This window comes from Pyruvatibacter mobilis, from assembly GCF_012848855.1.
In the GTDB taxonomy this organism is placed as follows: Bacteria; Pseudomonadota; Alphaproteobacteria; order CGMCC-115125; family CGMCC-115125; genus Pyruvatibacter; species Pyruvatibacter mobilis.
The window spans coordinates 870,080-894,601 of record NZ_CP051630.1 but is presented as its reverse complement, the minus strand read 5'-3'; the positions used below and the strand labels follow the sequence as shown (position 1 = coordinate 894,601).

Sequence of the window (24,522 nt, the reverse complement as noted above, 5' to 3'; positions counted from 1 at the left end):
GGTGGGAGGGTGAGGGGGAGACCCCTCTCGCCCCACCAATGCCCCACCAGTTGCTTGCGCAGCCACCCCTCACCCGGTGCTCGCGCACCGACCTCTCCCGCAAGGGGAGAGGTGACGTGTCACCCCCCACCCCGTATCCCTCCGGCTTGACCGGAGGGTCTACTCTTGGTGCCGCCTGCCGCAGCGCATGGGACCGGCGGAGCAAGAGCCAAAGACACCATGCCCAGCAGCAAAGGCGAGTGGGCCCTCCGGTCAAGCCGGAGGGATGCGGAATAAAATTCCCCCTCTCACCACACCAAAGCCTCAGATCGCAAACCTCAGCCGGGACGTCCGGTCAGTCGTCCTGGGCGGCTTCTTCCAGCTCTTCGGTTTCGCTGAAAGCCTCAAGCTCCCAGGCCCGTTCGCGCGCCACGGCCAGCACGGCTTCGCGGATTTCCGGGTGGCGGCGGGACAGCACGGCGAAATCATCCGCACTCAGCTTGAGCAGATTGGTATCCTTGCTGACGATGAGCGTGTGCTGCCGCCGCGCCTTCTGCAAGAGCGCGATCTCGCCGAAGAAATCCCCCTCGGTCAGCGTCAGCGCCCCCTGCCCGCGCTCCACCGTCACCTCGCCGCTGACAATGAAATACATCGCATCCGCCTCATCGCCCGCATGCGCTATATGAGTGCCGCGCGGCAGGGTCACGGCCTCAAGGCTGCCCATAACCACGAAGATCTGCTCCGCATCCAGATTGGCGAACAGCGGCACCCGCGCCACCATGCCCCAGGTAACGGCGAATTCACGCCGGTGGATTTCATGGCTGAAACCGGTGGCGATGATGCCGATGGGCAGCGCGAACATGCCAAGCCCGAACAGCATGACCAGCGCCCCCACCATGCGGCCGGCAACCGTCACCGGCACAACATCGCCATAGCCCACGGTTGTCAGCGTCGCCATCGACCACCACATGGCCGCAGGCACGCTGCCGAAGGCCTCCGGCTGCGCCTCGCGCTCGATGAAGTAAAGCAGCGTCGATGACACCAGCAGCGCGCCGGTCATCACAATGATCGCCGCCCCCAGCGCACGGCGCTCCTGCCACATCACCCGGTTGATAGAGTCAAGCGCCGGAGAATAGCGCGCCAGCTTGAAGAAGCGCAGCATGCGGAACACCCGCAGCACCCGCAGGTCGATCGGCAGCAGAAAGGACAGGTAGAAGGGCAGGATCGCCAGAAGGTCGATCACCATCATCGGCGTGGCGGCAAAGCGTAGCCGAGCCCCCGCAGCGCCCAGCCGCGCATAGGGCCGATGCTCCGTACACACCCACAGGCGCAGCACGTATTCCACCGTGAAGACGGCCACCGACGCCAGGTTGAATGCATCGAACCACACCGCGTGGGCAGTGCCGATGTCCTCCACCGTTTCCAGCGCGAAGGCCACAACATTGGCGAGGATCAGCAGCGTCATCGACACATCGAAGATGAGGCTTGCCCGGTCCGTCGTCTTGCCGGCTTCGAGAATGTGGTAGAGCCGCGCTTTCAGGCTCCGCGTGCGCGGCCGTGGGTCAGGAACCGTGCCCGCTTGCGGCATGCCGTACCGTCAGGCCGCGCTGGCGGGCTCGGCCACCAGCGAGGTGATGGCTGCCAGTGCATCATCGGCCTTGTCCGGGTCCGGACCACCGGCCTGGGCCATGTCCGGCCGGCCGCCGCCGCCCTTGCCGCCCAGCGCCGCCGACCCGGCGCGCACCAGGTCAACCGCCGACAGCCTGTCGGTAAGGTCACTGGTGACGCCGACGGCCACCGCCGCCTTGCCGTCCGCCACCGCAACGATGGCGACCACACCGGAGCCGATCTCGGTCTTGCCCTCGTCAACGAGGCCGCGCAGCTCCTTGGCAGGCACACCGTCCAGGCGGCGCGCCATGACCTTGATACCGGCAATTTCCTGCACCGCAGCGGCCGGGGCACCGCCCCCGCCGCCCGCGCTCGCCAGCGCCGCCTGTTTGCGGGCCTCCGCCAGCTCGCGCTCCAGCTTCTTGCGCTCGTCAACCAGCTGCGCCACGCGGGCAGGCAGGTCATCGATCTTGGTCTTCAGCACATCGGCGGCTTCCTGCGCCCGGGCTTCCTGCGCGATCAGATATTGCCGCGCGGTCTCGCCGGTCAGCGCCTCGATGCGGCGTACGCCGGAGGACACAGCCCCTTCGGACACGATCTTCACCAGCGCGATGTCGCCGAGACGGCGCACATGGGTGCCGCCGCACAGCTCGGTAGAAAAGAAACCTGCCCGGTCCTGGTCGCCGGAATGGCCCATGCTCAGCACACGGACCTCATCGCCGTATTTCTCGCCGAACAGCGCCAGCGCCCCGGCCTCGATCGCTTCATCCGGCGTCATCAGCCGCGTGGTCACATCGCCATTGTCGCGCACGACGCCGTTCACGATCGCCTCCACTTGCGCGATCTCGTCCGCCGTGACGGCGCGCGGATGGGAAATGTCGAAACGCAGGCGGTCTTCGGCAACAAGCGAGCCCTTCTGCGTCACGTGATCGCCCAGCACCCGGCGCAGTGCCTCGTGGAGCAGGTGGGTGGCCGAGTGATTGGCCCGCAGCCGCGCCCGGCGCTCACCATCCACCCGCAATTCGACAATGCCGCCGGTCGACAGGGTGCCGTCCTGCACCTTGCCCAGATGCACATGCAGATCGCCTGCCCGCTTGGCCGTGTCGGTGACGGCGAAGCTCGTGCCCTCGGCGCCGATCATCACGCCGGTATCGCCCATCTGGCCGCCGGATTCCCCATAGAACGGGGTCTGGTTGACGATGACCGCACCCTCGTCGCCCGCCTTCAGGCTGTCGACGACCGCACCATCCTTGACCAGCGCCACGATCTGGCCTTCCGCCACTTCCGTGTCATAGCCGAGGAACTCCGTCGCGCCATGCGCGTCCCGCAGTTCAAGCCAGATAGTATCCGTCGCAGCCTCGCCGGAGCCGGACCACGCCGCCCGGGCTTCCGCCTTCTGCCGCGCCATGGCGGCATCAAAGGCCTGGGTGTCGACCTCGATGCCGCGGGGACGCAGGGCATCCTGGGTGAGATCGAGGGGAAACCCATAGGTGTCATAGAGCTTGAACGCTGTCTCGCCGGGGAAAGTCGTCGCGCCGGAGAGCTGCGCCACTTCCTCGTCGAGCAGCTTGAGGCCGCGATCAAGCGTCACGCGGAAGCGCTCTTCCTCGAGCTTCAGCGTTTCGGTCACCAGCGCCTGGGCGCGCTGCAGTTCCGGATACGCCGTGCCCATCTGCGCCACCAGCGCCGGCACCAGCCGGTGCATCAGCGGGTCGCGCGCGCCGATGATATGCGCGTGCCGCATGGCACGGCGCATGATTCGGCGCAGCACATAGCCGCGGCCTTCATTGGAGGGCAGCACACCATCCGCAATAAGGAAGCTGGTGGCCCGCAGGTGATCGGCGATCACCCGGTGGCTGACCGCATGTTCCCCGTCAGGCGACACGCCGGAGGCCTCCGCCGATGCCTCGATGAGCGCGCGCATGAGGTCGATGTCGTAATTGTCATGCTTGCCCTGCAGCACCGCGGCAATGCGCTCAAGCCCCATGCCCGTGTCGATCGACGGCTTGGGCAGCGTCAGCCGCGACCCGTCCGCCTGCTGATCAAACTGCATGAAGACGAGGTTCCAGATCTCGATGAACCGGTCACCATCCTCGTCCGGCGAGCCGGGAGGGCCGCCGGGCACCTTGTCGCCATGGTCGAAGAAAATCTCCGAGCACGGCCCGCACGGCCCCGTGTCACCCATGGACCAGAAATTGTCGGATGTTTTGATCCGGATGATCCGGTCATCGCCGAGGCCTGCCACCTTCTTCCACAGGTCCGGGGCTTCCTCGTCCTCGTGATAGACGGTGACCGTCAGCCGGTCCGCCGGCAGGTCGTAATCCTTGGTGAGAAGCTCCCAGGCAAAGGCAATGGCGTCTTCCTTGAAATAGTCGCCGAAGGAGAAATTGCCGAGCATCTCGAAGAAGGTGTGGTGGCGCGCCGTGTAGCCCACATTATCGAGGTCATTGTGCTTGCCGCCGGCGCGCACGCATTTCTGCGACGAGACCGCGCGCACATAGTCGCGCTTCTCAGCCCCGGTGAACACGTTCTTGAACGGCACCATGCCCGCATTGTTGAACAGCAGCGTCGGGTCATTGCGCGGCACGAGCGGTGCCGAGGCCACGGGCTCGTGGCCCTTGCCTGCAAAGAAATCGAGAAACGTCTGTCGGATCTCGTTGACGCTCGCCATGACTTACAACCTGCATTCAAGTGGACTGGACGGAAGCGGCTCCGGGGATTCGCCCCGGCCCGCGACGGCCCAATATATAGACATTTATACAGACAAAGGGCGCATGGAAGCTCCATGCGCCCTTATGACCGGGATGTGTGACCTGCCGGTCAGACATCTGTTATCGCAAGCGGAAACCCGCGTCGAGCCTGCGGCCCGGCATTACACGGCTTCTTCCGCCCCGCCCTCTTCATCGGCGGTCATTTCCTCGCCCGCCAGCTCGGCGACCACGCCGGCCTCGGCCCGCACCTTGTGCTCAATCTCGTCGGCCACATCCGGGTTTTCGGTCAGGAACTTCTTGGCGTTTTCGCGCCCCTGGCCGATCCGCTGGCTGTCATAGGAGAACCAGGAGCCGGATTTCTCCACCACGCCCGCCTTGACGCCGAGATCCAGCAATTCGCCGGTCTTGGAGATGCCCTCGCCATACATGATGTCGAACTCCACCTGCCGGAAGGGCGGCGCCACCTTGTTCTTGACCACCTTTACGCGGGTCTGGTTGCCCACCACCTCGTCGCGGTCCTTGATCTGACCGATGCGGCGGATGTCGAGGCGCACGGAGGCATAGAACTTGAGCGCGTTGCCGCCCGTCGTCGTCTCCGGGTTGCCGAACATGACACCGATCTTCATCCGGATCTGGTTGATGAAGATGACCATGGTGTTGGACTTGGAGATCGAGCCCGTCAGCTTGCGCAGCGCCTTGGACATCAGCCGCGCCTGCATGCCCGGCTGCATGTCGCCCATATCGCCTTCAAGCTCGGCGCGCGGGGTCAGCGCGGCCACGGAGTCGATCACCAGCACGTCGATGGCACCCGAGCGCACCAGCGTATCGGCGATTTCCAGCGCCTGCTCGCCCTCATCCGGCTGCGAAATCAGCAGCTCGTTCACGTCCACGCCCAGCTTGCGGGCATAGACCGGGTCCAGCGCGTGCTCGGCGTCGACGAAGGCGCAGATGCCGCCGCGCTTCTGGGCTTCGGCCACCGTGTGCAGCGCCAGCGTCGTCTTGCCCGAGGATTCAGGCCCGTACACCTCGATGATGCGGCCGCGCGGCAGGCCGCCGATGCCCAGCGCGATATCAAGGCCCAGGGAACCGGTTGAGATCGATTCGATCTCGACGACCTGCCCTTCCTTGCCGAGCTTCATGATCGAGCCCTTGCCGAAGGCGCGGTCAATCTGGCTCAGGGCCGCTTCCAGCGCTTTCGACTTGTCCATGTCCCGATCCTTCAACTGCACTACGTTTTCAGCCATGTGCCACCCCTTATGTCAGAGCCCCGGAGCCGGGGCAATGAGAACCGGAAAAGCCGGTCGCCTGCCGTGATTGGGGTTAATGTACACATTTTGTTCGCACCAGCAAGCGCTTTGGAGAACATCCATCAAGGTATTGAAATAAAAGCACTTATCAAAACATGTTCGCACAGCGTTCACGGCCGGTTTCGGCGAATCCCGCCCGCGCCCGCCGTCAGCCGTCGACAAGCGCCGGTATCTCGATCGTGAGCGGGACGGCATCGGCCTGTGCCCGCACCGAGTCGAGCCGCTCCGGGGCCGTCAGCAGCCCGCGCAGGCAGAAATCCGCGGTCGCCCGTGCCTGCGCTGCGGCGGGGATGTCCTGCGCCATCTCGCCGGCCAGGATGCTGGTTTCCGACAGCTGAAACAGCTGCTCCGCCGCCAGCGACGGATGCGCCACCGCCAGCGCGCCGGACATGCAGCCCTCGGCGATCAGCCAGTGATAATGCACCACCAGCCCCTCGCGCACTGCCTGCGCCGGGGCGAAATCCGGCAGCCGCAGTTCCGGCAGGTAGAACAGCGCCGCCTGGTCCCGGTCGGCTGCCGCAACCACGCGGGTTTCCTCGTAGATGCTTTTGTAGAGCGCCACCTCCGCCGGCAGGTCGAGCTGGCACAGCGCCTCGTAAAAGGTCCCGGACGGGCCCGCCGCATAGGCGATCATGTCGTTCAGCAACCCCGCCTTGGAGCCGAACAGGTGAAACAGCGAGGCGGGCGACGCCTGAAGCGCCCCGGCGATCATCCGGATGCTGGTGCCCGACACCCCGTGCTGCGCCACCAGCCGCGCCGTCACCACGAACACCTCTTCGCGGGTGAGATGCGGCCGCCCGTCGCCTCTCGGACGTCCAACGGGACGTCCGGGGGGACGTCCCCCCTTCCGGCCTGATTTTCCGCTCTCGCTCACCATGCCCCCCTCATACAGCCCGCGGGGTTGATGGTCTATTTTATTTCAACTGGTCTAAATAATTGACTCTGCCCACGCGCCCTGCCTACCCTGACGGTCAGTGACCCCACCCCGGAGCCTGCCGACCATGACCGCGTCCCCGCCCCTTCTTGCCCCTGAAGCCACCGCCCGCGCCCGCGCGCCCCTGGCCTCGGCGGCCACCCTGCCGCCGCAGGCCTATCGCGACCCGGCCATCTTCGCCGCCGAGCGCGCATGCCTCTTCGCCTCGGCCTGGCTCCCCCTCGCCCGCCTCGACCAGATCCCCGAACCCGGCGACTACATCGCCATGGACCTGATGGACCAGCCTGTGCTGGTGGTGCACGGCATGGATGGGGAGATCCGCGTCCTCTCCAATGTCTGCCTGCACCGCGCAGCGCCCCTGGCGGAGCCCGGCCCCGGCCACCGGCGGCTGTTCAGCTGCCCCTATCACGCCTGGAGCTATGACACCGAAGGCCAGCTCATCCGCGCCCCGCTGATGGACGGCGCCGACCATTTCGACACCCGGAACTGCCGCCTGCCGCAGCTCCGCTCCGAGATCTGGCAGGGCTTCATCCTCGCCACCCTGGACGAGACGGCCGCCCCCTTCGCCCCGCAGGTCACGGGCTTCACCGATTATGTGGCGCCCTATCGCCTCGATGACATGGCCATCGCCCGCACCCTGGATTTCCCCGGCCACTGGAACTGGAAGGTGCTGGTGGAGAATTTCATGGAGGCCTATCACCACATCGCCACCCATTCAGCGACGCTGGAGCCGGTGTTCCACGCCCGTGACTCCCACATCCCCGACAATGACGGCCAGCCCTGGTCGATCCTCCACATGCCGGCCGCCGATGTCTCCGGCCCGCATCCCGAGGGCACCCTCCCAGGCCTCACCGACGCCCAGGCCCATGACCTGCTGGCCACGGTCCTGTTCCCTCATTTCCTGCTCGGCATCCAGGGCAATGGCGCTGTCTGGTATCAGCTCCTGCCCCGCGCCCACGACGAAGTGGATCTGCGCATCCACGTGCTGCTTCCCCGCAGCACCGTGCCGCCGGAAGCGTGGGACGAAACGGCCGACGCCGTCGCCGCCCTCGTCACAGTCATCCACGAGGAAGACATCGCGGCCAACAATCTCGTCTGGCAGGGCCTCACAGCCCCCCTCACCACCCAGGGCCGCCTGTCACCGCTGGAAAAGAGCATCTGGCAGATGAACCAGTGGTGGCTCACCCGCATGGGCCTCTGAAGCCATTTGGGAACACCTGCTGGGGGCACAGGGTTGGAGACCGCTATTCGGCGGCATCGAGCTTGCCCAGCAGGGAGGTCTCCAGGCCCGCCTTGGCATGGGCGTGGCGGGTGATGATGCTCACCGACGCATCCGTTTCCAGCACCACCGAATGCACATCGCACAGATCAGCGATCCCCTGCTCGCGCATCTTGCTCATGATCTCCGGCTCCGTCACCCGCTCCCGGCGCATGGCCGCGCGCAGGAACTTCCCGTCGTGGAACAGGAGCCGCGGCTCCGCCTTCACCAGCCGCGCCACCCACTCGCTGCTGAAAGCCGCCCGCGTCAGCACATATTGCAATGCCATCAGCACCGCCATGCCCGCCAGCGCATCCGCCACACTCACTTCCGACAGCAGGATGCCCGACGATGCCAGCGAGCCGATCGCCACCGTCACGATCCAGTCGAAATTGTTCATCTGCGACGTCGACCGCTTGCCGCCGACCCGGATGAACAGAACAATCGCTGGATAGATTAGCATCGCCGCCACCACGGTCGGCAACAGGTCTTCCGGCTTCCCGATAAGTGCCTCGAGCATCACAAACCCCTCGCATGGTCCGGTCCTCTCACCAGAACACCCGCGAAGCCCGAAAGTGCCGCGCCAAAGACCGCAAGTCTTTCCAGCCCCCCTCAGGAGAGGTGACGTGCCGCCAACACCCAGAAAAACCCGCAGCCCTCCGGCTTGACCGGAGGGCCCACTCGCATCCGCTCTTGGCTCAAACCTGCGCAGCATCGCGCCAGCCCCAACCAACCCTGAGGCAAGCAGCCCCGAGAGTAGACCCTCGGGTCAAGCCGGAGGGACACGGATGAGGAGAGGCAACCGGCAGACCTTTGACTCGCTAGAGAGAGGCCAGCGTATGAGACGGACGGGCCCTCACATCAGGCCCCTGCCCTCACTTGACCTCACTCCCCCTCGATCACCTCTTTCACCTTCGCCGCCAGCTGCTTCAGCGAGAACGGCTTGGGCAGGAACTGGAATTCCACGTCCTTGTCGAGGTTCTTCTTGAAGGCTTCTTCCGCGTAGCCGGAGATGAAGATGATCTTGAGGCCCGGTTTGATCTTGGCGAGCTCGCCCACCATGGTGGGCCCGTCCATGTTGGGCATCACCACGTCCGACACCACCACGTCCAGCTCGCCGTCAAACTCGTCCACCACATCCAGCGCGTGTTCGCCGGAGGCTGCCTCCAGCACCGTGTAGCCGCGCGTTTCCAGCGCCCGCACGGCGAAGCTGCGCACGGCGTCCTCGTCTTCCACCAGCAGCACCGTGCCCTTGCCGGACAGGTCCGCCTGCTTCTTTGAGGTCTCGGCCACTTCTTCCTTCGGCTTCTCCACCTCGATGTGGCGCGGGATATAGATGCGGAAGCTCGTCCCCTTGCCCACAGTCGAGAACGGGAAGATGAAGCCGCCGGTCTGCTTGACGATGCCGTAGACGGTGGACAGCCCCAGCCCCGTCCCCTTGCCCACTTCCTTGGTGGAGAAGAACGGCTCGAAGATCTTGCCGAGATTTTCCTTGGCGATGCCGCAACCCGTATCGCTCACCTCGATCAGCACATATTCCGCCGCCGGCATGATGGCATGGTCGAGCGCCGCAGCATCTTCCTGGGTCACATTCGCGGTACGGATCGTCAATGTACCGCCCACATTGCCTTCAGCATCCGGCTCCAGCATCGCGTCGCGCGCATTGACGGCAAGGTTGATGATCACCTGCTCGAACTGGTTCTGGTCCGCCTTGATGGTCCAAAGATCGCGCCCATGCACCATCTTGAGCTCCACCATCTCGCCCAAGAGCCGCCGCAGCAGGTTAGAGAGGTCTGCCAGTGCATCCGTCGGCGTCAGCACCGTCGGCCGCAAGGTCTGCTGCCGCGAGAACGCCAGCAGCTGCCGCACAAGATTGGCCGCCCGGTTGGCGTTCTGCTTGATCTGCATGACATCCGCAAAGGACGGGTCCCCCGGCTGGTGCCGCACCAGCAACAGGTCGCAGAAGCCGATGATCGCCGTCAGCAGATTGTTGAAATCATGTGCCACCCCGCCCGCAAGCTGACCCACCGCCTGCATCTTCTGGCTCTGGGCAAACTGAACTTCCAGGGTCTTCTGCTCGGTCATGTCCACGAAATAGACCATGATCCGCGCAGCCTCTTCGGGGGCCTTCTCCGTATCCTGAGCATCCCTGGCCGTGCCGCCGGCAGCGGGCTTGCCCGCGCCGTCCGCCGCGGCCCCCGCCCGGCTGATATAGGCCTGCAGCACCTTCTCATTGTCGGCGGCCTTCTTGTCGGCGGCCTTGTCGCCCGTCTCCGGCTGCAGCAGCCGCACATCCACGGGCCCCTTAATGGGTTCACCCTTCGCCGCGTCCAGGATCGCCGTATCAAACGCCGCCCGGTCCTCATGCGCGATCAGGCTCGACAGGGTCACCGCCTTGTCCTTGTCACCGGCCAGTGCACCGTCCGGCAGCGCCATGTCCAGCATGTCGCGGAACGCCCGGTTGACCGACACCAGCCGCCCCTCGTCATCCACCGTCGCCATGCCGATGGGCGCGTTGTTGAAGAAATGCGCAAACCGCACTTCAGCCGCGTCCAGCAGATCGTGGCCCATATTGGTCCGCCGGTCATGCAGCACCAGGAAGGTCACCTTGCGCCCGTCCGGCATTTCCCCGGCCCGCTCGACGATGCGCACCGGCACCACCGGCGCCGCCGACGCAGCCCCGCCGCGCGGCTTCAGGTCCGCGTCATGCACCCGCACACCCGCCTCATCCGCCGTCTTGGACAGCGGCACCCGTGGCCCCGCCAGCAGGCTGTCGAACTCAAGCGCGCCTGCCGTAAACGCCTTGGCATCGAGCCCCACCCACTGCGCCAGCGTGTCGTTGAGGTAAAGCACCCGCCCCTGCTCATCGAGGGCGCAGATGCCGGAGACCAGCCCGTTGAGATAGGCATCCAGCCGCCCCGCCTCGCGCTCGCTGGCCTCCAGCTTCTCATGCGACGCTGAGCGGTCCGTCACCCGCCACAGGGCATAGGCCTGCCCCACCGTGCCCGGCGCCAGGTGGTCCGGCAGCGGTGACACATGCGCCGTCACCAACCGCGTTGTGTCCGCTGCGCCCTCGGCACCCGGCACTGCAATCGAGATGTCTTCCTGCGCCTCCACACCGGCCCGTGCCGCCCGCGCCAGGCGGAAGGCCCGCGCCGCCGCCGTATCCTCTTCGGCGGCATCCGCTGCGTTGACGCCTGCCAGCGCGCTTTCCGCCGTGCGCACCTTGCGCCCGCCCGCCAGCGCCATGAAGGCCCGGTTGGCATAGACCATCCGCCCCCGGTCATTGGTCACGGCCATCGCGGTGTCGGAGGTTTCAGCCAGCCCCGCCGCCAGCCGCTCTCCCAGCATCCGCCCGCGCAGATCAAGCCGCACGACACCACCGAAGATGCCCGCCATCACCAGCAGGCCAAGCGCCCCGAAACCACCGAGAATGTAAAGCGCCAACTGCCCCAGCGCACCGGGCTCCGCCAGCGCGATGCCGACCGCCACCAGCGCCACCCCGCACAGCACTAGCCCCAGCCAGCGCCCCGTCGGCCGCGTGCCCGCGTCCAGATCCTCCGGCGCCGGCTCGAACACCGCAACACCCGCTTCGCCGGCCTCCGCCGCTGCGGCAGCAGGCGCGTCACCGGTCTCATCCGCACCATCCTGCAGCACGGCACCATCAGCAGCGATGCCGGTCCCGCCTGTTTCAGCCGTCATAGCTGTCTCAGCCGTCTTGGGTGTGTCAGGCGTATCGGATGTGTCGGCGGCTGCGGATGCGGGGTCTGCCGGGCGTGCCATTCTTGGCCTCCTCATGGGTCCCCGGAGCGGTCCTTGCCGGCGTCCGGAGCTGGCGGATGCGCGCCATCCTGACAGCCACATGAGGCCCTGTCATGACAGGGGGTCAGGGAATCACGCGCGCGCGGAACTGCGGCGCATTTTACCCTTGAGGCGCATCACATAGCCAATGACTTGCGCCACGGCCTTGTAGTGCTCCGGCGGGATCTCGTCGTCCACTTCCACCGTCGCATGAAGCGCGCGGGCCAGCGGCACGTTCTCCACCAGCGGAACGTCGTGTTCCTTGGCGATTTCCCGGATCTTGAAGGCCACCTGGTCCACACCCTTGGCCACGCAGACCGGCGCCGCCATGCCGTCTTCGTATTTCAGCGCCACCGAGTAGTGGGTCGGGTTGGTCACCACCACGGTGGCATCCGGCACCTGCGCCATCATGCGCTTGCGGCCCTTCTCCGCCCGGATCTGGCGCAGCTTCGCCTTCACCGCCGGATCGCCTTCCATTTGCTTGTACTCGTCCTTCACTTCCTTCTGCGTCATCCGCTGCTTCTTCAGCCATTGCGCCTTCTGGAAGGAGAAATCGAGCCCGGCAATGATGGTCATCACCGCCACCACGCCGCCCAGCAGCTTCAGCGCCAGTTCCTGCAGCACCACCGGCACCGCCACCAACTCCATGCGGATGAGGGCAAACAGCAATTCGCGCTCCGGCCAGATAACCAGGAACGCGATCACGCTGACGATGGTGAGCTTGGCCAGCGCCTTGAGGAAGTTCGCCATCCCCTGCGGCCCGAAAATGCGCTTGAGACCGGCGAGCGGCGAAATCTTGGAGAATTTCGGCTTCATGTTTTCAGCCGTGAACACCGGCTTGTGCTGCACGAGATTGCCGACGATCGCCGCGACGATCACCACCAGCATCGGCAGCGCCAGCGCCGCCACCACGAGCAGTCCCAGCTGCTGGGCAATCTGCAGCAGCGTGCTGCCGTCAACGGCGAAGGCATGCGGCTGAACAATGAAGCGTGACAGCGGCGCGGCCAGCTGCCCGGCCATCGGCCCCGCCAGCAGCACCACGATGATGGTAATGCCAATGAGGCCGAACCAGGCGCTTACCTCCTGGCTCTTGGCAACGTCGCCCTTCTTGTGGGCCTCTTCCAGTTTCTTGGAGGAGGCCTCTTCAGTCTTTTCACTTTGATCCGGCTGATCTGACATCGCCCGGACGCCTCCTCAGCCTACAGAATGAACTGCCGCAGCATCGTCTGGAAGTGGTCGAAGAACCACAGCATCAGCGCGCTCAACAGCAACAGCAGCAGGACGAACCCGACCAGGATATTGGCCGGCATCGCCACGAAGAAGATCTGCACCTGCGGGATCAGCTTCGAGATGATGCCGATGCCCAGGTAGAAGATCAGGGAAAACACGATGAACGGTGTCGCCAGCTGGATGCCCAGCGCAAACGCCTTGGACATGCTGCTGATCGCCACCGTCAGGAAGTCATGCACGGGAAACGCCGCCCCCGGCGGAAACAGCACGTAGCTGTCATGCAGCGCCATCAGCATCAGGTGGTGGGTGTTGGTGGCAAACACCATCGCCGTCCCCAGCACCACGAGGTAGTTACCGATGATCGCGCCCTGCGTGCCCTGCGACGGGTCCACATTCATCGCGAATGCCAGGCCCGACTGGAAGGCGATGACCGTACCGGCCACCTGCAGCGCACTCATGAAGATGCGCGCCGTCAGCCCCATGAACAGGCCGGTGAAAATCTCTGAGATAAGACTGCCAGCCATCGGGCCGATACCCAGCGGCACCGACGGATAGGCTGACGCCACCACCGGGGTCAGCGCCACCGTCACCGTCAGCGCCATCACCAGTCGGATGCGCGCCGAAATGCTGATTTCACCCAGCCCCGGCAGCACCATCATCGCCCCGCCAATACGTGCAAAGGCCAGCACGTAAAGCAGCGCCGTCTCCGGCAGCATGTCGGCGGGAAGGGTGAAAATCATGGGTGTCAGATGCCGATGATGAGGTCACTGATGCGCGCCATATAGGCGTGCAGCACCTGCGCCATGAAAGGCAGCGCCACGAGCAGCGCCAGGAAAATGGAAATGATCTTCGGCACGAACACCAGCGTCATTTCCTGTACCTGCGTCAGCGCCTGTACCAGCGCCACCGCGAGGCCGACCACAAGGCCGACAATCATCAGCGGCCCGGCAAGCTGCAGCAGCAGCCAGATGCCGTCGCGGCCGATATCCAGAACCTCGGGTCCCGTAAGCATGAACTTTTCTCCCCCGGAGCGCCCGCCCCCCTCAAGGCGGTGCCCCCCACGGACCTGCCGTCAGATCGGCATCCGCATGATTTCCTGATAGGCCGTAATCACCTTGTCGCGCACGGAGACCGCCGTTTGCAGCATCAGCTCGGCTTCCGCCACCTGGGTCACGAGGTCCACCAGATTGCCCTGCCCGGCCGCAGCCTTGGTGGCTGCCGCTTCGCTGGCCTTCCCCGTGCTTTCAAGGTTGGTCACCTGCTGGGCCAGCACGTCGCCGAAGCTCTGCACCGGGTTCTTGACGGCCCCGCCATCGGCGCCCTGCGTGGCCTCGGCCATGCGCTTGATGGCATCCGTGTAGGCACCGGCGGCACTTGCGATATTGATGCTCATGGAACTGCTCCTCTAGCTGGGCCGGCCTTAGCGGCGCAGCAGGTCGATCGTCGCATTCAGCATGCGGCGCGACGTGTTGATGACATTGAGATTGGCCTCATAGCCGCGCTGCGCCTGGCCCATGTCGATGCTCTCGATCATGGTGTTGACGTTGGACGTCTTCACATAGCCCTGCTCGTTGGCGGCCGGGTGGCCCGGCTCGTAGCGTTCACCGAACGCACCGGTATCGCGTTCGATCTTGCCGATCTTCACCCGCTCCACCCCGGCAGCCCGGTCCAGTTCGCTGGCGAAAGTGGGGATCTTGCGGCGATAGGGCTCACCATCCGGCGTCTTTGCGGTCGAGCCCGCATTGGCCATGTTCTCGGCGATCACCCGCATGCGGCCGCCCTGGGCCTTGAGGCCTGACGCGGCAATCATCATCGATTTGACGAGGTCCATAATCCTGCTCCTGTTACTTGACCGTGTCCCGCAGCGCTTACGCCTGCGAACGACCGGTCACCGCCATGCGCAGCATGCCCAGCCCCTTGGTGTAGAGGGTGGTGGCGGTCTGATAATCCATCTGGTTCTCGGCAACTTTCATCATCTGCTCTTCGAGCACGACGGAGTTGCCATTGGCGGAGGTTTCGCTGTCCGGCGCGCTCTCGGACTTGAAGTCCCCGCGCGTCGCCATGCTGGTGGCCGAGCCGGACAGGTGCCCTGCCCGCGTCGAGGCCATATGAAGCTGGCCGGACGTCGTGCTCTTCAAAGCGTCACGAAAATTGAACTCGCGCACATCCTGCGCCGCATAGCCGGGCGTATGCGCATTGGCGACATTTTGCGATAGCACGCTCTGGCGCGCCTGCACCCAGTGCATGCGTTCGCGCAGCATGCCGAAAAGCGGAATATCGGAAAGTGCCATTCCAACGAACCTCGCTAGTCAAAGCGACAATGCCGACAGAATTTCATCGGCATACGGACGGACTCTCACGCGGGAGAAACTTCTGGCGTGAATATTTGTGCTGCTTCGAGCACGGCGAAACCCGTCCTGGGCTCGTCATGAGTAGGCAGTATCTGCCGGGTGAATTAAGAAGGGCTTAAACCGGTCATACACACGCGGTTTTTCGCCAAGTGCCCGTCGCCAATGCAAAATCGTGCAACGCTTGATTAGGCTTAATCGCTTGTTAAGCACGCACGCGGAAAATCCTGCCTAGTTGATGTCCACCATCGCGGCCAACCGGCAGTCCCCTCGCAGGACGCCACGCCGCGGCATCCCAGCGGGTTCCGCACATGGAAATTGCCGAATATCTGCGCTTCTTCGTGGCCTTATTGTTCGTGGTCGGATTGATTGCCGGCACCGGCATTCTCGCCCGCCGCTTCGGCTTCGTGCCCGGCGCCGCCACCGGCGGTTCGTCCCGCGAAAAGCGCCTGGAGATCGTCGAGACCATCACGCTGGACGCCAAGCGCCGCATGATGCTGGTCCGCCGCGACGGCCGCGAACATCTCATTCTTCTGGGTACGGACAGCGAAACGGTCCTCGAAACCGGTATCGAGCGTCCGGCCCCGCTCACCAGCACGGCCCCCGTCGCGGCGCCCAGCCACGACATCACCACCACCCATAAGGCCCCCAGCCCCGCAAGCGCGCCCAGCGAGGATGACGATATCTTCGCCCGCCTGCGCAAGGTGGCTGACCTGATGAACGAAAAACGCGCCGTTGCCCTGCGCACCGGCCGGTCCGTGCCGGGCCAGCGCACCACCATCCGCGCCGAGCAGCGCAAGGCCGCAGGAGACAGCGCGTGACACGCCTCGCCCGCCCGGTTCCCTTTGTTGCGCTGATCGCCGCGGCCCTGGCCGCCGTGATGCTCCTCGCCGTCCCCGCCCAGGCCCAGGAAATCAGCCTGGCCCTGCCGGAAGAAGGCGCGCTCACCTCGCGCATCATCCAGCTCGTCCTACTGGTCGCGATCCTCAGCCTCGCGCCGTCCATTCTGGTGATGGTCACGAGCTTCGTGCGCATCGCCGTGGTGCTGTCGCTCCTGCGCACCGCCATGGGCGTGCAGCAGGCCCCGCCCAATTCCGTGCTCATCAGCCTGGCGCTGTTCCTCACCGCCTTCGTGATGGCGCCGGTCCTGCAGGAAAGCTACCGCACCGGCATCGAGCCCTATCTGGCCGATGAAATCTCCACCGAGGAAGCCTGGGAGCTGTCCTCCGGCCCCTTCCGCAGCTTCATGCTGAGCCAGGTCCGCGAGGATGATCTCAAGCTCTTCCTCGACCTCTCAAAGACCGAGCGCCCCGAAACGCCTGAAGCCACGCCGGTGCACATTCTCATCCCGGCCTTCATGATCTCCGAGCTGCGCCGCGCCTTCGAGATCGGTTTCCTGCTGTTCATCCCCTTCGTAGTGATCGACCTGGTGGTCGCCTCCGTCCTCATGTCCATGGGCATGATGATGCTGCCGCCCATCATGATCTCCCTGCCCTTCAAGCTCATCTTCTTCGTGCTGGTGGATGGCTGGCGGCTCGTCGCAGGCTCACTGGTGCAAAGCTTCGGCACCTGACCCGGCTCTCTCGGTCAGCCTATTCGCTGGCCGATGCCTCTTCCTGTATCCAGGACAGAAACCGCCGCACCTTGCCGACACCGGCATGGGCCTCGGTCGTAACAGCGGTATAGGTCAGGCCTGGAAGCACGATGTCAGGCCTGTAGGGCTCGAGCCAGCCGCGGCGCACCATGTCTCCGACCAGAAGCGAGCTCATCAGGATCAGCCCCTGCCCTGCCAGCCCCGCCTGGATCACCTCCTGCTCCTGATCGAATTGGCGCAGGCCGGTCTCAGGCTGCTTCTCAGACGCAGCCTTTGCCCAGTCAGCCCAGGTGAAAGCAGGCAGTGCCGGTGACACCCAACGGGTGCTGATCAACGCCGCGTCCGACAACCGGGTCAGGCTGCGGACATAGTCCGGCGCCCCGAATGCCCCGAACGTCTCTGTCGCAAGCGGCATCGTCTCAAGCCCTACGTAGTCACCACAGCCATAGCGGATAGCAAGATCCACCCGCCGGTCACGGGCGAGATCAACCAGCGCCGTCGAGGTCTCCACGCGCACGCTGATATCAGGATTAAGCGCCTCGAACGCACCAAGCCGTGGCGCGAGCCACAGCGCCGCGAAGGCCGGCACCGTCGAAACCGTCAGCATACGTTCTGAGTGAGACAGGTCCTCGAGCGCGTCCGTGATCTGCTGAAACGCCACCGACGTGGCCGCCGCCAGCCTTGTCCCCGCCTCCGTCAACTCCACCCGGCGCGTCCTGCGGACGAACAGCGCGAGCGACAATTGCTCCTCGAGCGTGCGGATCTGATGCGACACCGCCGTCGGCGACACGCCCAGCTCCTCAGCGGCAGCCTTGAAGCTGCCGAGCCGGGCGGCGGCATCGAAAACCCGGAGAGCTGAGGCAGAGGGAAACCGCATCGGTCAATCTCATGGATGAGCTATTTGGTTTTATAGATGAAGCTCTTTCCTTTGTCACTCCCGGTATTACAGCCAACCTATCGCTCACCAAGGCCGCTACGCCAAAAATTCCTTCATCTACCGACGTGAAACCCAGCACCGAGGCAAACTCCCATGACCACGATCCTCCGACTGGACGCCAGCGCCCGAAAGAGCCGGTCCCTCACGCGCACCCTGAGCACATCCTTCATCGACCAGTGGCGGGAGGCTGACCCTACAGCCCGCATCATCGAGCGCGATGTGGGGACAAACCCGCCGTCCCTGATCACCGAAGACTGGATCGCAGCCGTCTTTGCGGACCCTGAGGAACTGAGCCCGGAGCAACAGGCGCTGATAGCGGAATCCGACCAGTTGATCGGGGAGATCGAAGCCGCCGACATCATCGCCATCGCAACGCCGATGTATAATTACGGAATGCCCGCGCACCTCAAGGCATGGGTCGATCAGGTTGTCCGGATCAACAGGACCTTCACCTTCGATCTCGCGCGCGGCGACAAGCCGCTGCAGCCGATCCTCAGCGGCAAGACACTCGTCATGCTCACCTCATGGGGCGAGTTCGGCTTCGGCCCCGGCGAACCCAATGAGCACGCCAACCACCTGACATCGCATCTGCAAACAGTGTCGAAGTATCTCGGTGTCGACGACATCCATCACATCGGCATCGAGTACCAGGAATTCGGCGACGAGCGCTTCGCCGCCTCGCAAGCCGAGGCCCACGCAGCTCTTCCGGTGATGGTGTCCGGGCTTGTCTCGCGCGCAGCAGGCCAAAGCGCTGCCTAGTTGATGGCCTCTTCGCCCGCCTGGGCGGCGTCATAGCGCTCGCGATAGCCGCGCATGAACCGCTCCAGCGAGTCCACCTGGGCAATCTCGCGGGCCAGGTCGCGGAAGGCGATGCCCCGCCCGTCGCTTGAGCTTGCCACGATGGAGAATGAGGCCGCCTGCGGCCCTTCCTGCATCTTGGATGCATATTTCTGCCGCATCCGCTCAATGCCCGCATCATCGCCCGCCAGCACATAGGAGATGGCCGCGCGCAGCACGTCAAACTGCTCGTCATCCGTCAGCGGATCATCGCGCGTCCAGCGCAGGCCCAGCCGGTCTTCCATGGCCGTGCCCGCTTCCGCGTAGCGGCCCGCATCCCACAGCACGTCCGCCATCAGCGCCTGGGCCGGGTCAGACTTGTTCTCACTCAGCAGCTCCAGCGCATGGTCATGGCGCTCAAGCGCACTCAGCGCCTTGGCCTCCAGCAGCAGCCGCTCATCGGCGATGCTGCGCGGCAGTTGCGCCTGGCGTGTCTTGCGCAGCGCCGCCAGCGCTTCCGCCGGCGCACTGTTGAGCAGATGCACCGCCGCTAGACGGCCCGCAACCTGTGCCCGCGCCACCCCGCGCAGGCGATGCGTTACCTGGTGGTCCAGCATCTCGGCTGCCTGGTCTAGCAGCTCCACCGCCACCAGCCGGTCCGCCAGTGCACGGATCATCCTGTCACCATCCGCCCCCACCGGGGTCAGTTCGCGGAAATCATAGAACAGGCTCAGCGCCTCAAGCGGCGGCAGACTGTCCACCTCGCCATCCAGGAATAGCCGCCGGAACAGATCCATCATGTCGTCGGAGATCTGCCGCCCTTTCTCGGTGCCGGGGAATTCCGTCGCCGCCGACCGCATCACGTCCAGCGCCGCGCGGTAATCGCCCTTGGCTTCGTAAATGCGGGCCAGCTCGGAAGCTGCTTCCAGTTCCACGTCGCCGCCGCGCCAGGTAAAGCGCAGCCGGTCAAGCGTGTTCACCACCTCATCAAGCGCACCCTCACCCGCCTCGCCGCCCATCTCGCGCAGCACCGCGGCCTTGGCGAGGATGGCCCGTGCCGCCACCGGGCGGTAATCCATGTCGATGGTCTGTTCAAACAGCGACAGCGCTTCGTCGCGGTTACCCTTGACCTTGGCCAGCTGCCCCATCAGCAGCGTGCGCTCCGAGGCAAGCTCCGGGTCCACACCCTTGTCCGGCACCTTGCGCAGATCACCTTCCACCGTCGGAATGTCGTTCACCCCCAGCGACACCTGCGCGGCCGCCAGGTGGAACCGCGCCTGGATCGACGGGCCGTAATCGGAAATCACCGTCCGCGCCCGGTTGAGGTCCGGCCGCGCATCCACGAACTTGCCGTTGCGCGCCCGCGCCATCACCCGCCACACCGACGCATTGGGGTCATAGGCCAGCACCGGGCGGCTCAGATCTTCCAGCGCCAGGTCGTCCCGGTGCAGCATGTGGTTGGCAATGCCGCGCAGCATGATGAATTCCGGGTCATATTCCTGTTCCTCGTCGTCCTGCACCATCAGCGCCATCACGCCCAGCGCCTCGGACGCATATTCATAACCAAGATAGAACCGCGCCAGCGCCAACCGCGCGATCTTGCGCTCCTCCGGCGTCTGCGCGTCGGAGATTTCCTTGTTCAGTGTCGCAACGCCCGCATGGAAATCATCCGGGTCACCGCTCGCCAGCCGGAAGCCGACAATGCCCGGGGCGAAGATATTGTTCTGCCGCCCCAGCTCGGCCTTCGCCGGGCGGCGCGGATTGGCGGTCAGCACCAGGCCGGAGCGGCGCGAGGCCGTCACCTGCCCTTCACCGTTAAACCCGATCTCCACATCATCCGCGATCGGACGGAACACCAGACCATGCGCCGAAGGCAGCACTTCGAGGTCCACCGTCTGCCGCGGCGACACCACGCCGCGCACCGGTGCCGGCAACGGCACCAGCGCCAGCTCGTCACCCACCAGCGGGTCCTGAATGCGGAAGGTCGGCCCGGCATCCGGCGCGATCACGAACAGGCGACCGCCGCCATCCTCGCGCACGCCGCGCTGCACCGGCAGCGGTCCCGGCGGCTGCAGCACGGTTTCACCCACGCTCACCAGCCAGTCGTCATCCTCCGACTGCGCCGTCACCAGCGCGTTGCCGGTAAGCCGCAGCCGCAGGCCGCGCAGACCATTGTCGAATGTCAGCGCCTCGGCGTCCTGCACATAGCGCTGGTGTTCTTCGGTCAGTTCTGGCTGGGCAACGTCCGTCTCCGTATCAAGCAGCGCCCAGACGAACCCGTCGCGCTCGAAGACGGCTGCGGGCGCTGCGCCCAGCCCTGCAATGGTGAACGTCACGATTTCGCCGCGGCGGCGCACCTTCACGCTGCCCGGCTGATCTTCCGCCCGCCGCTCGGCCACATCCGCCGCTTCCGGATAGCTCTCAGCTGCAGGCGTCTTGGGCGCAGGCGCGTCCGCCGCACCACTATTGCCCGCCGCCGCTTCCGGCGCAGCCACCTCGGCAACGCGTGCACCTTCAGATGCCTGCCCCGCAGGCTTCACGATGCGCGGCGTCTCCACCTCGATGCTGTCGGTCGGCACGTCCGGGGCAGTCACGTCAGGCCGCACCTGACGGCCTGCGGCCACATTGTCCTGGGCTGACCCTGCCGAAGCAGGGGCCGTGCCGCCACTCTGGCCACGGTCAGGCGCGGTCTCGCGCGGCCCTTCCGCATAGCCCGCATCCTTGGTGATCCGCGCCGGGTCCGGGCGGCCGATACGGCGCGGGTCGATCATGGTCACCGCCCCCGCCTGCCCGCCGTTCTGGGCACCAGGTTGCGCATTCGGCTGTCCCGCGGCCGCGTTGTCGGCAACCTCCGGCATCGGGTCCACCCGGTCCCGCTTCTGCGCCTTGCCCGCCGCATCCGCCGGCGCCACGCCGGAATAGGGATTCTGGCTCAGCGCGAACGCTGCCAGCGCGCCTGCATCTTCCGACGCCGCGGTCAGGTCGAGCACGATGCCCGTCGGTTCCCGGAACATGCGGAACTCCGCTTCCGGAGAAATCATCAGCCGCAGCGTGGCCGACTGGGTGTTGGTGTCCGCCTTGGCCGCCACCACGAAGGGCGGCGGATCGACCCGCAGCCGGCCCACCTTCATGTGGCCGGGTGAATCGAATTCCAGCTCCAGCAATTCACCGTCGCGCGTCACCTTGTAGTTCACGTCCTCCGGCCACTCGAACACGATGCGGCTGTAGGATTCATGCACCCCCACCCGCACCGGCACATCCGGCAGCTCCAGCAACGCCAGCGCCTTGCGCGCCGCCGCCGCCCTAGCCGCGGCTTCCTGCGCTGCTTTCTCGCGCGCCACCACCTCTTCCGGCAGCCCCGGCAGCTCGGCCGACTGCCAGGCATCCGGCACCAGGTTCACATAAACCTCATTGGCCGCCGTCAGCGTTTCCAGCCGGAACGGGAATTTCAGCGCCAGCCGCAGCGTCCGCCCGTCCGCGTCCTGCCGCGCCAGCGCCACGTAATTGGGAAGGTCCGAGGGCAGATCATTCAGCGATGCCTTGAACGGCCGCGCGAATTTGAGAACAATCACCCCGTTGGTTTCCTGCGAAACCACCTCCACGGGCTCCGGCCACTCAAAGCGGATGCGGGCAAAGCCCGGCAGCTCCTGCCCCTTGATATAGACAGCATCCTGCGCATGCGCCGGCAGCGCCGCGAGGATGGAGATCACCGACAGGGCCGCCGCCAGCAACCCCGCCACGAAGATGCGCGTGAGGGTCATGAGCGCCCTCCCGCCGGTTCCTCGGCAATCGCGATCGCTGCCTGGCCGGGCGCAAGCCAGCCCGCAAATCCAATACCGGTGCCGCCGCCGATCCGCGGCAGCGCCGCCATGGCAGCCTCCAGCCTGTCCGCCTGCCCCAGCGCCGAGGACGCCAGCAGCGTCACCCGCCCGGCAGCAGCCCGCGCCACGCGTTCCAGGACAACGCCCGTATCGCCATAGCCGGTCATGCCCGTCAGCATGTCCTCGGGCACCAGCACGACCACACCCGTGTCACCGACCCGCAGCGTCACATCCGCATCCGGCTCAAGCGCTGAAAGCTGCTGCACCAGGAGCCCGCCGAGATAGCGCGCACCTGCGCCCTCCGCTGCAGCCGTCACCGGCACCAGCGGCCGCCCGGAGGCGTCGTCCGGCGACGTGCCGTCCCCGCTTGCCTGCACCGGCACCCCCGTCAGCCGCGCAATCGCGTCCGGCTCGAAGGACGACATGGAGAGGATCAGAACGAAGAAAGCGATCAGCAGCGCCGTCAGATCCGCAAACACCACCATCCAGCGCGGCGCACCCGCAAAGCGCAGGCCCACCGGCATATCACCAGCCGCACGCCGCGCGCCCTTGTCAGGCACAGCGGTTGCAGCGGTTACAGCAGCCGCATCACCTGCAGCCTCAACGGCATCCGTCTGCACAGCATCCAGGGCAAGCGCCGCATCAGTCATCAGCGCGCCTCCCCCATGCTTGCGGCGTAAAAAACAAACTCGGCCACGTCCCGCCCGGGCAGCGTCCGCACCGCCACGGCCTCAGGCCCGGCCACATCCGTCACTGCCGCGGCCAGCGCCACTGCGCGCCGCAGGGCCAGCTCGTCACCGCCGCCAACGGCCATCTCGACGCGGCGCAACGCGTCACCGCCCTCCGCCTCACCGGCCCGCATGGCCGTTGCCACATCGGTCAGCGCCGTACGGGCCGCAGGTGCCAGGGCCGCCGTTGCACCGACAAACAGCGCCTCCACCGGCAGCCGCACCCCGTGCCACGCAGCACCCTCCGTCAGCGGAACATCTTCCCGACCCGCCTCGAGCGGGGCGAAGGCATCAATCGCCGCTGTGATGAAATCCGTGTCCGCCACCACGCGCATGCCCGCGGGTCCGGCGAAATGCGGCGTCAGCGCCTGCGGTCCCGTCACGCTTTCGCGCTGGTGGGCGAAATGCGCCTCGACGGAGTCGAGCACGCTCACCGTGCGCGCCGGGTCAAAGCTCGTCAGCGAATTGAGAAACAGGAAGAAGGCCAGCAGTGCCAGAAACAGGGCGAGATAAAGCGTTGCCGCCTGCGCCTGTTGCGCAGCGGATTGCTCCCTGCCCCGTGCTTCCATCCGCACGTCTGCCGTCACCGGTGAGCCTCCTGCCCGACCTGCCCGGTTCATCCGGGTTCCGGGCGCGCGAATCGCCAAAGCGACGCGCCCCCGCACATGAAGGGCGAGATTACGGTCACAGCGGTTAAACAGCCGTTAAGGATTATCGCCGGAAAGGCCAATAAGCCGCAGAAACAGGGGCTTAACCGGCATTCCCCGGCACGATCGGCTCAAGCTCGTCCAGCCCCAGCGGTGCCGGCCGCTCCGGCATCGGCACGGCCGTCATCCGATTCTCGTTCGCCGTCGCCAGCTCCACAGTCACGGCCTGGGCCCGCTCCGGGTCCATCGCCGCCATGATCGCGGCCAGCTTGCGCTCGTTCATCCGCTCAAGCAGTTCCAGCAGCACGGCCATGTCCAGCCGCTCGAACACCGCAGCGGCGTCCTTCGGCTTCATGTTCTCATAGACCTTGACCAGGCTGTCATATTTGGCGTCGCCCTCGGTCTCTTCGGCCTTGAACACCGTGTCGATCTGTCCCTTGAGGGTCTTCAATTCGGCGATCTTCTCGTCGATCCGCGCTTCCGCCGCCGCCAGCAGCTTTTCGCGCATGGCCACGTCGTTCTCGCGGGCATCAAGCGATTTGCGGCGGTCCGCCAGCGCTTCCAGCACATCCGCGCTCTGCGCCTTCACCGGTTCCGGCCGCGCTGCCAGGTCAACCGGCGGGCGTGCATTCTCTTCGCCTTCAGCCCCGTCTTCCGCCGCGGCGCTGTCTTCGCCCGCAGCCTCCTCTTCGGAGGGCTCGGAAGCCGCCGCCACTTCGCTCACCACCGGCGACGCACCCGTCACCACGGCGGTCACCTTGAGGGTCAGCAGCAATGCCGCGCCCACCATCACGGCGGGCAGCAGGCGCAGTTTGTCGGGCGAATAGCTGTTCATGTCCTTG

At 65.7% G+C, this 24,522-nt stretch carries 21 protein-coding genes; 4 read left to right on the top strand and 17 right to left on the bottom strand.

All coding sequences use genetic code 11. The features are described 5' to 3' along the window. Positions 1-334 precede the first annotated feature (334 nt). The 4 genes from HG718_RS04125 to HG718_RS04110 form a co-directional block, all read right to left on the bottom strand. Positions 335-1,567, bottom strand: a complete 1,233-nt coding sequence (locus tag HG718_RS04125; RefSeq protein WP_160588531.1) for a cyclic nucleotide-gated ion channel — start codon at positions 1,565-1,567, stop codon at positions 335-337. Positions 1,568-1,576: 9 nt separating this feature from the next. Next, complete coding sequence (alaS, locus tag HG718_RS04120; RefSeq protein ID WP_160588532.1) at positions 1,577-4,258, bottom strand: alanine--tRNA ligase; 2,682 nt, start codon at positions 4,256-4,258, stop codon at positions 1,577-1,579. 201 nt (positions 4,259-4,459) lie between these two features. After that, a complete protein-coding gene (gene recA / locus HG718_RS04115) occupies positions 4,460-5,542 on the bottom strand; it encodes a recombinase RecA (RefSeq protein WP_160588533.1) in 1,083 nt (360 codons plus the stop codon). A 211-nt stretch (positions 5,543-5,753) separates the two neighbouring features. Next, positions 5,754-6,482, bottom strand: coding sequence for a TetR/AcrR family transcriptional regulator (locus HG718_RS04110; protein ID WP_160588534.1), 729 nt, complete (start codon positions 6,480-6,482; stop codon positions 5,754-5,756). 124 nt (positions 6,483-6,606) lie between these two features. Here HG718_RS04110 and HG718_RS04105 point away from each other — a divergent pair, with 124 nt between their 5' ends. Further along, positions 6,607-7,740: an aromatic ring-hydroxylating oxygenase subunit alpha gene (locus tag HG718_RS04105; protein WP_160588535.1), complete on the top strand. Its 1,134-nt coding sequence runs from the start codon at positions 6,607-6,609 to the stop codon at positions 7,738-7,740. 43 nt (positions 7,741-7,783) lie between these two features. Here HG718_RS04105 and HG718_RS04100 read toward each other — a convergent pair whose 3' ends face one another. From HG718_RS04100 to flgB, 8 genes are all read right to left on the bottom strand, one after another. Beyond that, positions 7,784-8,317 (bottom strand): DUF421 domain-containing protein, encoded by a 534-nt coding sequence (locus tag HG718_RS04100; RefSeq protein WP_160588536.1) that lies wholly within the window; start codon positions 8,315-8,317, stop codon positions 7,784-7,786. 365 nt (positions 8,318-8,682) lie between these two features. Then, the gene (locus HG718_RS04095) at positions 8,683-11,580 is read right to left on the bottom strand and encodes a hybrid sensor histidine kinase/response regulator (protein ID WP_244617775.1); all 2,898 of its coding nucleotides are present in this window, start codon (positions 11,578-11,580) and stop codon (positions 8,683-8,685) included. A 111-nt stretch (positions 11,581-11,691) separates the two neighbouring features. Next, positions 11,692-12,777 (bottom strand): flagellar biosynthesis protein FlhB, encoded by a 1,086-nt coding sequence (gene flhB / locus HG718_RS04090; protein ID WP_160588537.1) that lies wholly within the window; start codon positions 12,775-12,777, stop codon positions 11,692-11,694. A gap of 20 nt (positions 12,778-12,797) precedes the next feature. Continuing rightward, positions 12,798-13,568: a flagellar biosynthetic protein FliR gene (gene fliR, locus HG718_RS04085; RefSeq protein ID WP_027839870.1), complete on the bottom strand. Its 771-nt coding sequence runs from the start codon at positions 13,566-13,568 to the stop codon at positions 12,798-12,800. 5 nt (positions 13,569-13,573) lie between these two features. After that, positions 13,574-13,840 carry a flagellar biosynthesis protein FliQ gene (gene fliQ, locus HG718_RS04080; RefSeq protein ID WP_027839871.1) on the bottom strand — a complete coding sequence of 89 codons (267 nt, stop codon included), beginning with the start codon at positions 13,838-13,840 and terminating at the stop codon, positions 13,574-13,576. Between the two features lie 60 nt (positions 13,841-13,900). Continuing rightward, positions 13,901-14,221 carry a flagellar hook-basal body complex protein FliE gene (gene fliE, locus HG718_RS04075; protein WP_027839872.1) on the bottom strand — a complete coding sequence of 107 codons (321 nt, stop codon included), beginning with the start codon at positions 14,219-14,221 and terminating at the stop codon, positions 13,901-13,903. Between the two features lie 27 nt (positions 14,222-14,248). Beyond that, complete coding sequence (flgC, locus tag HG718_RS04070) at positions 14,249-14,659, bottom strand: flagellar basal body rod protein FlgC (RefSeq protein WP_027839873.1); 411 nt, start codon at positions 14,657-14,659, stop codon at positions 14,249-14,251. Between the two features lie 37 nt (positions 14,660-14,696). Then, positions 14,697-15,119 (bottom strand): flagellar basal body rod protein FlgB, encoded by a 423-nt coding sequence (gene flgB / locus HG718_RS04065; protein WP_160588538.1) that lies wholly within the window; start codon positions 15,117-15,119, stop codon positions 14,697-14,699. 368 nt (positions 15,120-15,487) lie between these two features. Here flgB and HG718_RS04060 point away from each other — a divergent pair, with 368 nt between their 5' ends. Further along, entirely contained in the window at positions 15,488-15,997 is a 510-nt protein-coding gene (locus HG718_RS04060) for a FliO/MopB family protein (protein WP_160588539.1), read from the top strand. Next, positions 15,994-16,749: a flagellar type III secretion system pore protein FliP gene (gene fliP / locus HG718_RS04055; RefSeq protein WP_027839875.1), complete on the top strand. Its 756-nt coding sequence runs from the start codon at positions 15,994-15,996 to the stop codon at positions 16,747-16,749. The genes HG718_RS04060 and fliP overlap by 4 nt, the downstream gene beginning before the upstream one ends. 19 nt (positions 16,750-16,768) lie before the next feature. Here fliP and HG718_RS04050 read toward each other — a convergent pair whose 3' ends face one another. After that, positions 16,769-17,647 carry a LysR substrate-binding domain-containing protein gene (locus HG718_RS04050; RefSeq protein ID WP_160588540.1) on the bottom strand — a complete coding sequence of 293 codons (879 nt, stop codon included), beginning with the start codon at positions 17,645-17,647 and terminating at the stop codon, positions 16,769-16,771. Positions 17,648-17,800: 153 nt separating this feature from the next. Here HG718_RS04050 and HG718_RS04045 point away from each other — a divergent pair, with 153 nt between their 5' ends. Next, the gene (locus HG718_RS04045; RefSeq protein ID WP_160588541.1) at positions 17,801-18,466 is read left to right on the top strand and encodes an FMN-dependent NADH-azoreductase; all 666 of its coding nucleotides are present in this window, start codon (positions 17,801-17,803) and stop codon (positions 18,464-18,466) included. On the opposite strand, the gene HG718_RS04040 is transcribed toward HG718_RS04045, so the two are convergent. The 4 genes from HG718_RS04040 to HG718_RS04025 all read right to left on the bottom strand — a co-directional run bounded on the left by HG718_RS04040 (position 18,463) and on the right by HG718_RS04025 (position 24,515). After that, a complete protein-coding gene (locus tag HG718_RS04040) occupies positions 18,463-22,245 on the bottom strand; it encodes a hypothetical protein (protein WP_160588542.1) in 3,783 nt (1,260 codons plus the stop codon). The genes HG718_RS04045 and HG718_RS04040 overlap by 4 nt on opposite strands. Beyond that, positions 22,242-22,955, bottom strand: coding sequence for a flagellar motor protein MotB (locus HG718_RS15565; RefSeq protein ID WP_205345703.1), 714 nt, complete (start codon positions 22,953-22,955; stop codon positions 22,242-22,244). Before HG718_RS15565 ends, HG718_RS04040 begins: the two co-directional genes overlap by 4 nt. Next, a complete protein-coding gene (locus tag HG718_RS04030; RefSeq protein WP_160588543.1) occupies positions 22,955-23,620 on the bottom strand; it encodes a hypothetical protein in 666 nt (221 codons plus the stop codon). The genes HG718_RS15565 and HG718_RS04030 overlap by 1 nt, the downstream gene beginning before the upstream one ends. 163 nt (positions 23,621-23,783) lie before the next feature. Further along, the gene (locus HG718_RS04025; protein WP_160588544.1) at positions 23,784-24,515 is read right to left on the bottom strand and encodes a MotE family protein; all 732 of its coding nucleotides are present in this window, start codon (positions 24,513-24,515) and stop codon (positions 23,784-23,786) included. Positions 24,516-24,522 lie beyond the last annotated feature (7 nt).